This window comes from Massilia sp. Masssp93 (genome assembly GCF_059491295.1).
This window is the reverse complement of record NZ_CP168502.1, coordinates 3,097,520-3,112,662: the sequence shown is the minus strand read 5'-3', so window position 1 is coordinate 3,112,662 and position 15,143 is coordinate 3,097,520. Positions and strand designations below refer to the sequence as shown.

Genomic DNA, 15,143 nt, shown 5'->3' with positions numbered 1-15,143 from the left:
TACTGGACTGCTAATATTTCAGTGCCCACTTTCCCGTTGACTGGACCTCCATGAACCTCCGTTTTGCCCTGGCGATGGCGCTCGCCGCCGCCGCGCCGGCCCACGCGGCACGCGCCCTGTACGACTTCAACCCCGGCTGGAAACTCGTCGTCGGCGACCCGCAGGAAGCGGCGCGTCCCGGCTTCGACGACGGCGCGTGGAAGCCCGTGAGCCTGCCGCATGCGTGGAACGAGGACGACGCCTTCCGCAAGGACATCGCCGACCTGGCGACCGGCGTGGCCTGGTATCGCAAGCATTTCCGGGTGCCCGGCCTGAAGCCGGGCCAGAAGGTGTTCCTCGAATTCGAAGGCGCGCGCCAGGCCGCCGAGGTGTTTGTCAACGGCCGCGCCGTCGGGCTGCACGAGAACGGCGTCAACGCGTTCGGCGTCGAGATCTCGGGCGCGCTCCTCAAAGGCGACAACGTCGTGGCCGTCCGCACCGACAACAGCTGGGACTACCGCGAGCGGGCCACGGGCCAGCGCTTCCAGTGGAACGACAAGAATTTCTATGCCAATTACGGCGGGCTGTCGAAGAACGTGCGCCTGCACGTGACGGAGCCCGTGTACCAGACGCTGCCCCTGCTCGCGAGCCTCGGCACGACCGGCGTGTACGTGTATGCGCGCGACTTCGACATCGCGCACGGCAAGGCGACCGTCCACGCCGAATCGCAGGTGCGCAACGCATCGGGCAGGGCGCGCAAGGTGGAATACGACGTCGAGCTGCGCGACCGCGACGGCAGGCGTGTCGCGCATTTCGCCGCACCCGCGCAGGCCATCGCGCCCGGCGCCACCGTCACGCTGAAGGCCGACGCGCCCGTCGCCGGCCTGCACTTCTGGAGCTGGGGCTACGGCTATCTGTACGACGTCGTGACCACCCTGAAGGTCGACGGCAGGCCGCTCGACGCGGTCACGACCCGCACCGGCTTTCGCAAGACGGCGTTCCGCAACGGAATGATCGCGCTGAACGACCGCGTCATCCAGGTGCACGGCTATGCGCAGCGCACGACCAACGAATGGCCGGCGGTCGGCATGTCGGTGCCCGCGTGGCTCTCCGATTACAGCAACGGCCTGGCACTGGCCGGCAATGCGAACCTGTTCCGCTGGATGCACGTGACGCCGTGGAAGCAGGACGTCGAATCGCTCGACCGCCTGGGCCTGATGGAGGCGATGCCGGCCGGCGATTCGGAAGGCGACGTCAAGGACCGCCGCTGGGGCCAGCGCCTCGAGGCCATGCGCGACGCCATCGTCTACAACCGCAACAACCCGAGCATCGTGTTCTACGAAAGCGGCAACAAGGGCGTGAGCGCGGACCACATGCGGGCGATGAAGGCGCTGCGCGACGAGTACGATCCGTACGGCGGGCGTGCGTCCGGCAGCCGCGAAATGCTGAGCCGGGAGCTGAAGCAGGTCGCGGAATACGGCGGCGAAATGCTGTACATAAACAAGAGCGCGGACATGCCGATGTGGGCGATGGAGTACGCGCGCGACGAGGCGCTGCGCAAATACTGGGACGATCTCAGCCCGCCTTACCACAAGGACGGCGACGGGCCGCTGCACAAGGGCCAGGACGCGAGCGCCTACAACCGTAACCAGGACAGCTTCACCATCGAGGACGTCAAGCGCTGGTACGACTACTGGCGCGAGCGGCCCGGCACCGGCACGCGCGTGTCCAGCGGCGGCGTGAACATCGTGTTCTCGGACTCGAACACCCACCACCGCGGCGCCGAGAATTACCGGCGCAGCGGCGAAGTGGACGCCATGCGCATCCCGAAGGACGCGTGGTACGCGCACCAGGTCATGTGGGACGGCTGGGTCGACGTGGAGCACCCGCGCGTCCACATCGCCGGCCACTGGAATTATCCTGCGGGGACGGTCAAGCCGGTCGCCGTCGTCTCCAGCGCGGACACCGTGAAGCTGTTCCTGAACGGGAAAGAGCTCGGCCCCGCGCAGCAGAGCGCGCGCTTCCTGTTCACGTTCGGCGACGTCGCCTGGCAGCCGGGCGAACTCAAGGCCATCGGCTATGACGCGCACGGCAAGCAGGTCTGCGAGACGACGCTGGCGACGGCCGGCGCCCCCGTCGCGCTGCGCCTCACGCCCATCGTCTCGCCGCACGGCCTGCGCGCCGACGGCGCCGACATGGCGCTCGTGCAGGTGGAGGCCGTCGACGCGGCCGGCCGCCGCAATCCGCTCGCGCTCGATACCGTCGACTTCGACGTGCAGGGCCCGGCCGAATGGCGCGGCGGCATCGCGCAGGGCCCGGACAACGACATCCTCGCGCGCTCGCTGCCGGTGGAGGGCGGCGTGAATCGCGTGCTGCTGCGCACGACGCCGACGGCCGGCCGCATCGTCGTCCGCGCCCGCGCACAGGGCCTGGCGCCGGCAGAACTGGTGCTGGAGTCAAGGCCGGTGGCCGTGCAGGACGGCCTGGCCGCGCTGCCGCCCGCGCCGCCGGCGCACCTGGACCGCGGCCCCACCCCGGCCACGCCGTCGTTCACCGTGTCGCGCGTGGCCGTGCCCGTCGCGGCGGTCGATGCGCCGGACGGGAACAAATCCATCGACGACGACGAGACGACCGCCTGGACGAGCAAGCCCGGCGCCACGCCCGAGATCACGTACACGCTGGCCAGGGCCGCGCGGCTGGCGGAAGTGGTGCTCAAGCTGACGGGCTGGCGCGAGCGCAGCTATCCGCTCAAGGTGTACGTGGACGGCCAGGAAGCGTGGAGCGGTCTCACACCCACGAGCCTCGGTTATGTGACGCTGCCGTTGAAGCCCATCCAGGGCCGCTCGGTGCGCATCGCGCTGGACGGCCGTGCGCAGGAGGGCGGCGGCATGCGCCTGACGGAGGTCGCCAACCAGGCGAATACGGCGACGGGAACGAAGGGCGTGTCGACGTCCACGCTGTCCATCGTGGAGGCGGAGTTCTATGAACGGCCGTAAGCGATGAGCGCCCTCGACGTCCCGTTCCGCCTGGACCGCTCGCGCAACGCGACCGCGCAGGTGTTCGAGCACCTGCGCGCGCGGATCGTCGGCCTCGCCCTGAAACCGGGCACGGTGCTGGCGCGGCCCGCGTTGTGCGAGTACTTCCAGCTGTCGCAGAGTCCCATCCGCGAAGCGCTGCTGCGGCTGGAGGAAGAGCGCCTCGTCGACATCTACCCGCAGCATCAGACGCGCGTGCGCGCCATCGACCTGGCCGCGGCGCGCCAGGCGCATTTCTTCCGCCTGTCCGTCGAGCTGGAGATCGCGTGGGTGCTGGCCCGCGAGCCCCGCCCGGAGCTGGGCAGGCAACTGCTGGACCTCGTGGCGCGCCAGCGCGGCTGCCTGGCGGCGGGCGACCTGGAACAGTTTACGCGCGTCGACATGGAGTTCCACAAGCGCATGTACGACGCGTCCGAATTGCCCGATCTGTGGGTATTGACGCGCCGCTGCAGCGGCAACCTGGATCGCCTGCGCCGCCTGCACCTGCCGCTGAACGGCAAGGCGCAGTCGATCCTGCAGCAGCACGGCCGGATCGCGCGCTGCGTCGCGCGCGGCGACGCGGCGGGGGCCCAGCGCGCCGTGCGCGATCATCTGTCGGGCACCCTGCAGGCGCTGGACGTATTGCGCGAGCGCTTTCCCGACATGCTGCTGCCGCCGGACTATCCGCCGGCGTAGGCAGGCCGTCAGTGCGACGCGGCGACCCGCGGATGCAGCACGGCGTCGGCGCGCTTGCGCTCGTCCGCGGTCAGCGTCGGCGTCAACGCCTTCAGCGCGCCGGCGGCGCCGTCGTAGCCCGCCTGGGCGGCCAGGTTGAACAGCACGTAGGCCGCGGCCGGGTCCTTCGCGCCGCCTTCGCCGTTGGCCGTCATCGCGCCCAGGTTGAACAGGGCGTCCGGCTGGCCCTGGCGCGCCGCGGCGGCGAACCACTGCCTTGCCGTGGCCGGGTTCTTGCCGACCACTTCGCCGCTGTAGAAATACGTGCCGAGCGCGAACTGGGCGTCGCGGTCGCCCTTCAGCGCCGCATCCTTGTAGTAGACGATGGCCTTGGCGGGATCGGCCTTCACGCCTTCGCCCAGGTCGATCATGTGCCCGGCCGCGAACATGGCGGCGGGGATGCCGGCGTGCGCGGCGGCTTCGAAGTAGGCGCCGGCCGTCCTGACGTCGCGCGGCACGCCGTCCGCCGCGTAATAGGCGCGTGCGAGATGGTACTGCGCGGCCGGGTAGCCCGCGTCCGCCGCTTCCTTCAACTGCGCCAGCCCCTTGACGGGGTCGCGCGGCTCGTCCCTGCCGGCCAGGGCGCGCGCGCCCAGGATGTCGAGGGCGGGCACGAAGCCGTAGCCGGCCGCCTTCCCGTACCACAGGCGCGCCTTGCCGGCGTCGCGCGCCACCCCGATGCCGCGGTCGTACATCCGCGCCAGCATGAAGGCGGCTTCGATGCGCGGGGTCATCGCGTCCGGGTGCGCCGGATCGAAGTGCAGGCGGTCGGCGGGATCGTAGCGCTGGTTGTCCACCTTTTCCAGCCACGCGACGGCTTGCGCGCCGTCCTTCGGCGTACCGAGGCCGTACAGGTGAAGGCGCGCCAGCATCAGCGCCGCCTCGTCGTAGCCGACCTTGTTCCACGCGGTGGTGAACTGCTCCAGCGCACGCGCGTAGTCCTTGTTGTCGTAGGCTTCGTAGCCGAAGGCGAGCGACTTGTCGTTGCGCGCGATGCGGTTGCGGCCCGCCGCGAAGCGCCGGTCGGCGGGACCGCAGCCGGACGTGTTCGTCGGCGCGATCTGGCCGGACATCCCGGGGTCGCGGGCGATGCCCGACGAATCGACCGCATTCGACACGTCGCCTCCCGGCGCCAGGTCGGAGAAGTGCGGCACGTCGTTGGACAGGCTGTCGTCCAGCCCGAAGTCGCTCATGTACGTCGTCATGACCGGATCGTAGGCCGGGTTGTGCGGGTCCATGAACGCGCACGACGACGCCGACCGGCCGTTCAGGATCCGGTCCTTCGCTGCGTTGATCGCATGGGGATCGCCGGCGCGCGCCTTCGTGCCGTTCACGATCACGGTGCCCGTCTGGGCGTGCGCCGTGGCCAGCAGCAGGAGCGAAAGCAAAGCAGGGATGGTCTGTGATCTCGTCGTCTTCATCGGGTCTCCTCGTGGGTGGGCGCGGCTTGCGCGGGCAAGGATAGCGCAGGGCGATCGCGCCGTGCGCCCCCGCACGATTCGCTCACCGGATTGATCGTTTCGGCGGCGCGTGGGCCCGGCCCGCGGCGTTGCGATAACCGTTCGCAGGGCGCCGGCGTCATCCCGCGCAAAAAATGGCATCGCAATCGCGGTTTTGATCGGTGTGTGTGGCCATTCGAGCACACGCTTCGCTCATGTGGATGAGTATTTCCCGCTGATATATCACGATGGGCGCCCGCAACCCTACACTGTCCCTGAGTCGAAGAGCCAACGACCGCAGCACCAGACCTGCGGCGTCACCGCGAAAAAAGACAGACCGCTCACCACGGTCCACCAAGGAGACAGAAAAATGCACGACATCCGCAACGTCATCCGTCCCACCCGCCTTGCCTATGCCGTCTCGCTGGCAGTCTCGCTGATGGCGAGCCACGCCGCGCTGGCGCAGGACAATCCGCCGGCGCAGGACGCCACCAACACGCAGGCGCCCGGCACCGGCGCGAGCGCGGCCCCGAAGGGCAACAACGAGATCGCGAGCGGCATCGCGACCGTCGTCGTCTCGACCCGCAGGTCGCAGCAATCGTCGATCGCCCGCAAGAAAAACGCCGCCACCGCGCTCGACTCGATCGTCGCCGAGGACGTCGGTTCGCTCCCGGACCGCAACATCGGCGAGGCGATCTCGCGCATGGCCGGCGTCGCGCTCGACCGCGGCGACTTCGGCGAGGGTGTGACCGTCGCCGTGCGCGGCAACGGCCCCGACCTGACCCGCGTCGAGATCGACGGCATGGCCGTGCAGTCGGCCAACAGCGACCTCGGTGGCCGCGGCAGCGAGTTCCGCCAATTGTCGGCGGACCTGATCAAGAGCGTGGACGTGGTCAAGGGTTCGACGGCCGACATGGTCGAAGGCTCGCTGGGCGGCGGCATCGTCATCAAGACCCGCACCGGCCTGGATTTCAAGGAGCCGTTCGCCGCGGTGCGCGTGTCCGGTACGACGAATAACCTGAACAAGAAGTGGGAGCCGGACACCAACGTCATCCTCTCGCGCAAGTTCATGAACGACCGCCTTGGCGTGATCTTGAACGCGTCGAAGTCGACGACCGCCAACGAACAGCACCAGATGCAGGTCGCGACGAGCGCGAACACCGGTTATGCTCGCGCGATCGACTTCGACAACTCGCCGGAAAAGACCTTCACCTACAACCCGGCCACGTTGAACATGGCGGATCCGGCGTCGACCACGCCGGCCGGGCCCGCGGTCGGATCGGTGGGCATCTACCCGTACACGAGCGGCACCGGCAGCTACATGACGGCGACGCCCCAGGAGATCCTGACCAAGTCGGCCGCGGCGAAGACCAAGGCCGAATGCTACGCGGCGTTTCCGCAGCTGACCTCGGCCGACGCCGCGCTGAAGAACCTGAGCACGAACAACCGCAACAGCGCGTTGAACGAGCGCCAGAACGAGTTGATCAGCTGCCTGAACCAGTGGAACGACTACACGCCTTCGCTGATCCGCAACAAGATCCAGACCGAGACCGACAAGCGCCAGGACCTCGACCTGCGCGGCGACTTCAAAGTCAACCGCGAGCTGACCGTCTACCTCAAGGGCAGCTATTCGAAGCGCGCGACCGAGAACCAGACGTCGTTCCTCAACCTGGGCGGCATGAACATCAATCTCGCCAAGACGTTCACGGACACGAACGGCGTGCGCGCCGTCGCGGCGGGCGCGGACGGCTACTACCTGTATCCGGGTAACGCCAGCTACCTGGCCAACGGCCCGGCCGTGCAGGGCGCGGTCACCAACGTCGATCCGTCGACCGTCAAGGTGGACGCGAGCCACCACGTCACCAGCTTCGGCATCAGCGACGGCAGCGCCGGCGTCGACCAGATCTACCAGAAGAGCAACACCGTGACCCGGTATTTCCAGAGCGGCGGCGAATGGCGGCACGGCGGGCTGACGGCGGAATGGCTGGTCGGCGACGCCAAGTCGAAGTACACGAGCGAACAATTCCGCACGACGTTCGCCACCAATTACGGCGCGGCGCAACTCACCGTGCAGCCGAACGGGCTGTGGGCCTACAGCTTCCCGGCGGGCTCGAACTTCAACCTGTACAACCCGGCCAACTACGTCCAGCTGGTGTCGCAGGCGGCGTCCAAGGCCGTCACGGGCGGCGGCGGCAACATCCACGACGTTCCGGCCTACACGGCCAACCAGCAGCCACTGGTGACCTTTTCGCAGCCGCAGCTGACCTACAACCCGGTGGTGCGCGAAACCGAGGAGCGTACCGCCAAGGCGGACTTCACGTGGGCGACGCCGGAATCGGTGCCGTTCTTCACCCGGTTCAAGAGCGGCTTCACCTTCCGCGACACCCGCTACCACAATCCCGGCAACTACGGCAACGGCTACCAGGCGAGCACGGACCCGAACGTCTGGGTCCAGCCTTCCATCGTCCGCAGCACGCTGGTCGGTTGCCAGGACACTGCCGGTTCGCTGGGCGCGGGCGGCAACAAGTGCCAGTACGGCTTCGTGCCGGGCAATTCCTACAATCGCCTGGGTTCGGGCACGGTCACCCTGACGCCCCAGCAGTTCCAGGACGTCATCGCCAAGTCGATCACCGGGAACATCACCCCGACCCGGTTCTTCAACGGCGCCAACGGCGAGTTCGGCAGCGCCCTGACCAACTGGCCGAACATCGACGTGCAGAAGGTGTTCCAGCTGTCCGGCGTCCCGAACGCCAACCTGAATTGCGTCTATTCGTGCGTCGGTTCGGACGGCAAGACCTATGAGCAGCCGGGGACGCGCATGAGCGAGCGTTCCGAGGCGCTGTACGTCATGGGCGACTTCAACGTCGACCACATCCCGTTCACGCAACGTGCGCTGCCGTTCGGCTGGGAGATCGAAGGCAACCTGGGCTACCGCTATATCCGCACCAAGGTGCACGGCGTCGGCCAGATGTCGTTCGAGTCGATCACCAAGAACGCTTCCTTCGACCCAGCCAACCCGGGCGCGGAGGCGGGCATCAACGACGTCACCGTGACGACCAATACCGCGGTCGACGCGACCACCCACGACTTCCTGCCGATCTATAACCTTGCCATGTGGGTGGTGCCGGATCAGGTCGTGGTGCGCTACAACCGTGCCCGCACCGTGGCCAGGCCGCCGGTCAGCTACCTGCTGCCCCAGGGCCTGTGCCGCTACGACGAGCGCCTGGCCGACGACGACACCCAGCGTTGCACGTCGAAGATCGGCAACCCGGCCCTGCAGGCCCAGAAGAACCTGAACCAGAACTGGAGCGTGGAGTACTACCCGAGCAAGGACACCATGTTCTCGCTGTCGTACTTCAAGCAGCAGGGCATCGTCGGCCCGTCCATCGTGCAGACCGCCAACGGCACCCTCGGCATGGCGTTGACCGATCCGACCACCGGCCAGGTGCTGTCGAACCTGCCGTTCTCGTTCTCGACCTACCAGAACGGCGTACCGACCACCCGCACGGGCTGGGAGTTTGGCACCAAGACTGCGTTCACGTTCCTGCCGTGGCGCCTGCGTTACCTCGGCTTCGACGGCAACTACACCAAGCTCGGTTCCGTCACGTCCACGCAGAACATCGTCGACCTGCTGACCGGCACGCCGATGCCGCCGCTGCGCGAATCGAAGTTCCAGTACAACTGGGCGATCTGGTATGACGACGGCCGCCTGTCGGCACGCGTCGCGGTGCAGGGCGTGGCCAGCTACTTCGCCAACATCGCGGGCTGGACCGGCACCGGGGTGAACAACTACCCGAACGCCAGCGGCAACACCCGGCCGCCGGCGTACAATCCGGGCTCGCCGAACTTCAAGGACGCCACCCGCTACCTCGACGCGAAGATCGCCTACAAGGTCACCCCGAACGTCGAGGTGTTCGTCGAGGGCCGCAACCTGGGCAACGCCGCGACCAGCGACAGCCAGGGCTCCTACGTGCCGTTCTCGAACGGCGCGCCGAGCATCCTGGACTACAGCTATGCCGGCCGCCGCATCATGGCCGGCGCGAACTTCCGCTTCGGCGGTTGATGAGCGAGACGCCGCCCGCGCCCGGGGGGGGCAGGAGCGCGATCCGCCGGGCGGGTCGCGCTCTTTTTATTCACGAACACGGAAACATCGCATGAAGGTTCGCACGACGCTCGTCGCGGCCGGCCTGCTGGCCGCCGCCGCCCAGGCGCGGCCGGCGCCGGACTGGATCGCCGCCTGGGGCACGGCGCTGATGGCCCCGAACGACAAGGTGGCGCTGGCGCCGGCCGCCGCCGCGCACGCGACCTTGCGCCAGGCCATGCGCCTGTCGCTGGGCGGCACCGCGCTGCGGGTGCGCATCAGCAACCGCTTCGGTGACGAGCCCCTCGCGATCGGCGCCGCGACCGTCGGCCGCGCGCGTGCCGGCGCGGGCGACCTTGCCGGACCGCCGCTGCCGCTGCGTTTCGTGGGCAAGCCCGGGGTGACCGTCGCGCCGGGCGCCGAGATCGTGAGCGATCCGCTGGATTTCCCGAGCGTGGCGGGCGATCTCGTCGCGGTGTCGCTGGCCGTCGAGGCGCTGCCGGCGCGCCAGAGCGTCCACATCGCTGCCCACGCGACGCAATTCCTTGCGCCGGGCGACCAGGCCGCGCGGCCCGCTCTCGACGGCGCGCGGGCGCTGACGTCGTGGTATCAGGTCGACGAGATCGACGTGCTGCCGTCCGCGCCCGCGGCCGAGCTGGTGGCGATCGGCGATTCGATCACGGACGGCACCGGGGCGGGCCTCGACCGCGACGAGCGCTGGCCGGATTACCTGCAGCGGCGCCTGGGCGCCACGCATGCGCCGGTGCTGGCCGTCGTGAACGCAGGCATCGGTGGCAACCGCATGCTGGCCGACGGGAACGGTCCGAAGCTGGCGGCGCGTTTCGCGCACGACGTACTCGATCGTCCCGGCGTGACGCATGCGCTCGTGCTGATCGGCGTGAACGACCTCGGCGTCCAGCATCGTGCCGGACGGGATACGCCGGACGCGCGCCGCGCGTTGCTGCACGACCTGGAAGACGGGTGGACGGCACTGGCCGCACAGGCGCACGCGCGTGGCGTGTGCCTCATCGCGGGGACGATCGTCCCATACGGCGGCAGCCGCATCTACCAGCCCGGCCCGGACAACGAGGCGGACCGCCTGACGCTGAACGCCTGGCTGCGCGCCAGCCCGCTGTTCGACGGCGTGGCCGACTTCGACGCCGCCCTGCGCGACCCCGACGCGCCCGGCCGGTTGCGTGAAGCCTTCGATTCCGGCGACCGCCTGCACCCGTCGCCGGCCGGTTATCGCGCGATGGCGGCCGCCGTCCCGCTCGACCGCCTGGCGGCATGCCGCTGGCGTCCGCAACCTGGCGGCACGGCGCCGGCGGACGCGGGCACGCATGCCACAATGCACGATCACGACACCGAATGAAGAACCGCATGAACTTCCTGTCCCGCTTACGTTTTGCTCTGGCCGCCGCCATGCTGTTCGGGGCCTCCGCCGCCTCCGCCACCGCCGCCGACACCCTCGACCTGGCCGGCACGTGGCGCTTCGCGCTCGACCCCGCCGACACCGGCGTGGCCGAGCACTGGGATACGCGCACGCTGCCCGACCGCATCCGCATCCCGGGCATCCTCAACGCGCAAGGTTACGGCGACGAGATCACGGCGCACACGCCCTGGGTACTGTCGCTGTACGACAAGCACTGGAACCTGCGCGAGGACTACAAGGCGTTCACGGCGCCGGGCCAGGTGAAGGTGCCGTTCCTGAGCCAGCCGCCGCGCCACTACCTCGGCGCGGCCTGGTACCAGCGCGACGTCGAGGTGCCGCGCGGGTGGCGCGGCAAGCGGGTCGTGCTGCACCTGGAGCGGCCCCGCTGGGGTTCCAGCGCCTGGATCGACGATCGCGCGCTCGGATCGAACCTGAGCCTCGTGGCGCCGCACGACTACGACATCGGCATGCTGGCGCCGGGCAAGCACCGCGTCACGGTGCGCGTGGATTCGCGCGTGCTGATGGCCTACCGGCCCGATTCGCACAGCATCTCGGATTCGCTCGGCATGAGCTGGAACGGCATCGTCGGCCGCGCCGAGCTGCGCGCCACGTCGCCCGTGTACATCGACGACGCGCAGGTGTTCCCGGACGTGGCAACCCGCAGCGTCCTCGTGAAGCTCAAGGTCGGCAACGGCGGCGGCAAGGCGGGGCAGGGCACGATCGAGGCCAACGGCAGGCGCGTCGCCGTGCGCTGGACGGCGGCCGGCGGCAGCGCGGAATTCCGCGTGCAGTACCCCGGCGATACGCAGACGTGGGACGAGTGGCACCCGGCACTGCAGTCGCTGACGCTGCGCCTGCGCGGACCGGGCGCCGACGATGCCCGGAACGTGTCGTTCGGCTTCGTGCAGGTGGCGGCGCGCGGCACCGACATCCTCGTCAACGGCCGCCCCGTGTTCCTGCGCGGGACGCACCACGGCGGCGATTTCCCGCTCACCGGGTATCCGCCGACCGACGTCGCGTACTGGAAGAAGATCTTCGCCATCAACAAGGCCTGGGGCATCAACCACATCCGCTTCCACTCGTTCACGCCGCCGGACGCCGCGTTCCAGGCGGCGGACGAAGTGGGCATCTACCTGCAGATCGAACCCGGCATGTGGAACCGGTTCGAACCCGGTTCGCCCATCGCGGTGATGCTGGTCGACGAGACCGAACGCCTGATCCGCGCCTACGGCAACCATCCGTCGTTCCTGCTGCTGAGCCCCAGCAACGAGCCGTCGGGCCGCTGGAAGGAAGTCTTCGCGAAGTGGATCGCGCGCTTCCGCGCCGAGGACCCGCGCCGCCTGTACACCAACGGCACGGGCCACACCGAAAAGGTCGTGCCGGACCTCGACAAGGACACCGACTACCTGGCCGTGCAGCGCATCGGCCCCAAGCCGCTGCGCAACAAGACCGGCTGGTTCGGACGCGATTACGCGGCCTCGCTGGACGGCATCAAGGTGCCGGTGATCGCGCACGAGATGGGGCAGTGGGTCGCGTATCCGGATTTCTCGGTCATCGACAAGTTCACGGGCTATCTGCGGCCGGGAAATTACGAGATCTTCCGCGAGTCCGCCCGCCGCCACGGGGTGCTGGACCGCGACCACGACTTCGCGCTCGCATCCGGACGGTGGCAGGTCGCGTGCTACAAGGAAGAGATCGAGGCGGCGCTGCGCACGCGCGGCATGAGTGGCTACCAGCTGCTGGACCTGCACGACTACCTGGGCCAGGGCACGGCGCTGGTCGGCATCCTCGACACGTTCTGGGAATCGAAGGGGTATGCGACGCCGGAAGCCTTCCGCCGCTTCAATGGCGAGACGGTCCCGCTGGCCCGCCTCACGCGTTCCGTCCTCACGACGCGCGACGCGTTCGACGTGCCCGTCGAGATCGCGCATTACGGTCAACAGCCGCTGGCCGGCGCGCGGCCGTGGTGGCGCATCGAGGACGATGGCGGGCGCGCCGTCGTGCAGGGCCGCTTCGCGCAGCTCGACATCCCGATCGGGAAGAACATCCCGCTGGGCCGGGTGGCGACGGATCTCGCGCGGTTACCGGCGCCGGCGCACTACAAGCTCGTCGTCGGGCTCGACGGCACCGCCGTCGCCAACGACTGGAACTTCTGGCTGTATCCGGACAAGGTCGACGCTGCCGTCCCCGCCGGCGTGCTGGTGACGCGGGCGTGGCCGGAGGCCGAGGCCAGGCTGGCGCAGGGCGGCAGCGTGCTGTACCTGCCGCGCAAGGCGGACCTGGACTGGACCTCGCCGCCGCTCGCGGACGTGCCCGTGTTCTGGAACCGCCTGATGAATCCGGGCTGGAGCCGCATGCTGGGCCTGTGGGTCGACCGCGCGCATCCCGCGCTGGCCGGCTTCCCGACGGCCGACCACATGGACTGGCAGTGGAGCGACCTGGTGGCGGGCGCCCGCGCCTTCAACCTGGCGCGCCTGCCGGCCGGCCTGCGTCCCATCGTCCAGCCGATCGACGACTGGAACCGCAACTACCGGCTGGGCGCCGTGTTCGAGGCGAAGGTGGGCAGCGGCCGGCTCGTCGTGTCGACGTTCGACCTGGAGAACCGGCTCGACGAGCGCCCGGCCGCGCGCCAGCTGCGCCGCTCGCTGCTCGACTACATGGCCGGCGCACGCTTCGAGCCGGCGACGGCGGTCGATCCGGCCGCGCTGCGCGCCAGCCTGTTCGACACGCGTGTGATGAAAAAGCTCGGCGCGACGGCGAGCGGCTGGCCCGACGCGGCGAATGTCGTCGACGGCGATCCGAACACCTATGGCCTCGTCGCCGTGAAGGGCGACGCGCCGCGGCCGCAGCCGCCGCTGACCATCGAATTCGCGCAGTCCGTGCCGTTCGACGGCCTGGTGCTGATGCCGCGCCAGAACCACCGCGACCACGAGGGCGACGTGCACGAATGGCTGATCCAGGCGAGCGACGACGGCGCCAGCTGGCGCGACGTGGCGCGGCCCGTGCTGGGCTCCACGTTCGATCCGCAGACGGTGCGTTTCAGCCGGACCGTGACGGCGCGCCGGCTGCGGCTGACGCCCTTGTCCGGCTTCGGCGACGACCGCGCCAGCGCGCTGGCCGACGTGGCCGTCCTGTACACGGGCCCCGCGCTGCCGGAGGAAGCGGGCGAACTCGAATACAAGCGCTCGCGCTCGACGTCGGCCGACGTCGACGAGGCGGGCATGGACGACCGGCCGCGGCACCGGCGCCCGCCTGCCCGGTGACGCGGACGCGTACAAAACGTATCGGTGGCGCGAAAAATTTCATTGGTCGGCAGGCCACGCCGGCTTTATCATCGCGCCATGTCGACGGCGGCTGAAGACCGTCCGGGAAAAGGAGACGATTTGTTGTCCACGTTACGGCCGTTCGCGGCCAGGTCGGCGTGCCTGTTGCTGGCACTGTCCGCGCTCGCCGGCTGCGCCATCGAGCGGACCGCGCCGCCGGCCGCCGCGACTGTCGCCGCAGGCGGCATCGCCGCCAAGCCCCTGTTCCGCGACCCCGTGTATGACGGCGCCGCCGATCCGACCCTGATATGGAACCCGGCCCGCGGGCGCTGGTGGATGTTCTACACGAACCGGCGCGCGACCGCGCAAGGCCTGCCGGGCGTGACGTGGGTGCACGGCACGCGCATCGGCATCGCCGAATCGCCCGACGGCGGCGCGCACTGGACGTACGTCGGCACGGCCGACATCGACCTGCCGCCCGGCCTGGGCGGCAAGGACGCGACGCACTGGGCGCCCGACATCGTGCGCGCCGGCGACGGCACGTTCCACATGTTCCTCACGGTCGTGCCGGGCGTGTTCGAGGACTGGAAGCATCCGCGCGTGATCGTGCACCTGACGAGCACTGACCTGCGCACCTGGCGCCATCCGGCGATCGTGCCGCTGGCGAACGACAAGGTGATCGACCCGTCGCTGGCCCGGCTGCCCGACGGGACCTGGCGCATGTGGTACAACAACGAACTCGATCACAAGAACACGTATTACGCCGACAGCCCGGACCTGGAACACTGGACGGACCGGGGTCTCGCCGTCGCCCAGCGCGGCGAAGGGCCCAAGGTGTTCCGCTGGCACGGCGCATGGTGGATGATCGTCGACGTGTGGCATGGCCTCGCCGTGTTCCGGTCAAGCGACGCGCTGGCCTGGCGCAAGCAGGACACGACGCTGCTGGAACAGCCGGGCCACGGACCGGACGACGGCGTGATGGGCGGCCACGCGGACGTCGTCGTCAGCGGCGACCGGGCCTACCTGTTCTATTTCGTCCACCCGGGGCGCCAGGGGCCGGATGCGAAACGCGACGGACCCGAACAGCGGCGCAGCCTGATCCAGGTGAGCGAATTGATCGAGGAGGGCGGTGTCGTGCGCACGGACCGCGACGCGAAGGTCGCCATCCGGCTCGACCCGCCTGTCTAACCAATTGGGAGA

Annotated in this window: 7 protein-coding genes; 6 read left to right on the top strand and 1 reads right to left on the bottom strand. The window is 69.3% G+C overall.

Features of this window, described 5'->3' with window-relative positions:
• Positions 1-50: 50 nt before the first annotated feature.
• On the top strand, positions 51-2,975 hold the full coding sequence (locus ACEN9Q_RS12760; RefSeq protein WP_495628692.1) for a glycoside hydrolase family 2 protein: 2,925 nt from the start codon (positions 51-53) through the stop codon (positions 2,973-2,975).
• Positions 2,976-2,978: 3 nt separating this feature from the next.
• Entirely contained in the window at positions 2,979-3,689 is a 711-nt protein-coding gene (locus tag ACEN9Q_RS12755; protein ID WP_495628691.1) for a GntR family transcriptional regulator, read from the top strand.
• Positions 3,690-3,697: 8 nt separating this feature from the next.
• Here ACEN9Q_RS12755 and ACEN9Q_RS12750 read toward each other — a convergent pair whose 3' ends face one another.
• Positions 3,698-5,149: an SEL1-like repeat protein gene (locus ACEN9Q_RS12750; RefSeq protein ID WP_495628690.1), complete on the bottom strand. Its 1,452-nt coding sequence runs from the start codon at positions 5,147-5,149 to the stop codon at positions 3,698-3,700.
• Positions 5,150-5,537: 388 nt separating this feature from the next.
• On the opposite strand from ACEN9Q_RS12750, the gene ACEN9Q_RS12745 reads away from it, so the two are divergent.
• From ACEN9Q_RS12745 to ACEN9Q_RS12730, 4 genes are all read left to right on the top strand, one after another.
• Positions 5,538-9,230 (top strand): TonB-dependent receptor, encoded by a 3,693-nt coding sequence (locus tag ACEN9Q_RS12745; RefSeq protein WP_495628689.1) that lies wholly within the window; start codon positions 5,538-5,540, stop codon positions 9,228-9,230.
• Between the two features lie 91 nt (positions 9,231-9,321).
• Positions 9,322-10,620 carry an SGNH/GDSL hydrolase family protein gene (locus ACEN9Q_RS12740; protein WP_495628688.1) on the top strand — a complete coding sequence of 433 codons (1,299 nt, stop codon included), beginning with the start codon at positions 9,322-9,324 and terminating at the stop codon, positions 10,618-10,620.
• 8 nt (positions 10,621-10,628) lie between these two features.
• Entirely contained in the window at positions 10,629-13,943 is a 3,315-nt protein-coding gene (locus tag ACEN9Q_RS12735; protein WP_495628687.1) for a DUF8487 domain-containing protein, read from the top strand.
• A gap of 123 nt (positions 13,944-14,066) precedes the next feature.
• Positions 14,067-15,131 (top strand): family 43 glycosylhydrolase, encoded by a 1,065-nt coding sequence (locus tag ACEN9Q_RS12730; protein ID WP_495628686.1) that lies wholly within the window; start codon positions 14,067-14,069, stop codon positions 15,129-15,131.
• Positions 15,132-15,143: the final 12 nt, after the last annotated feature.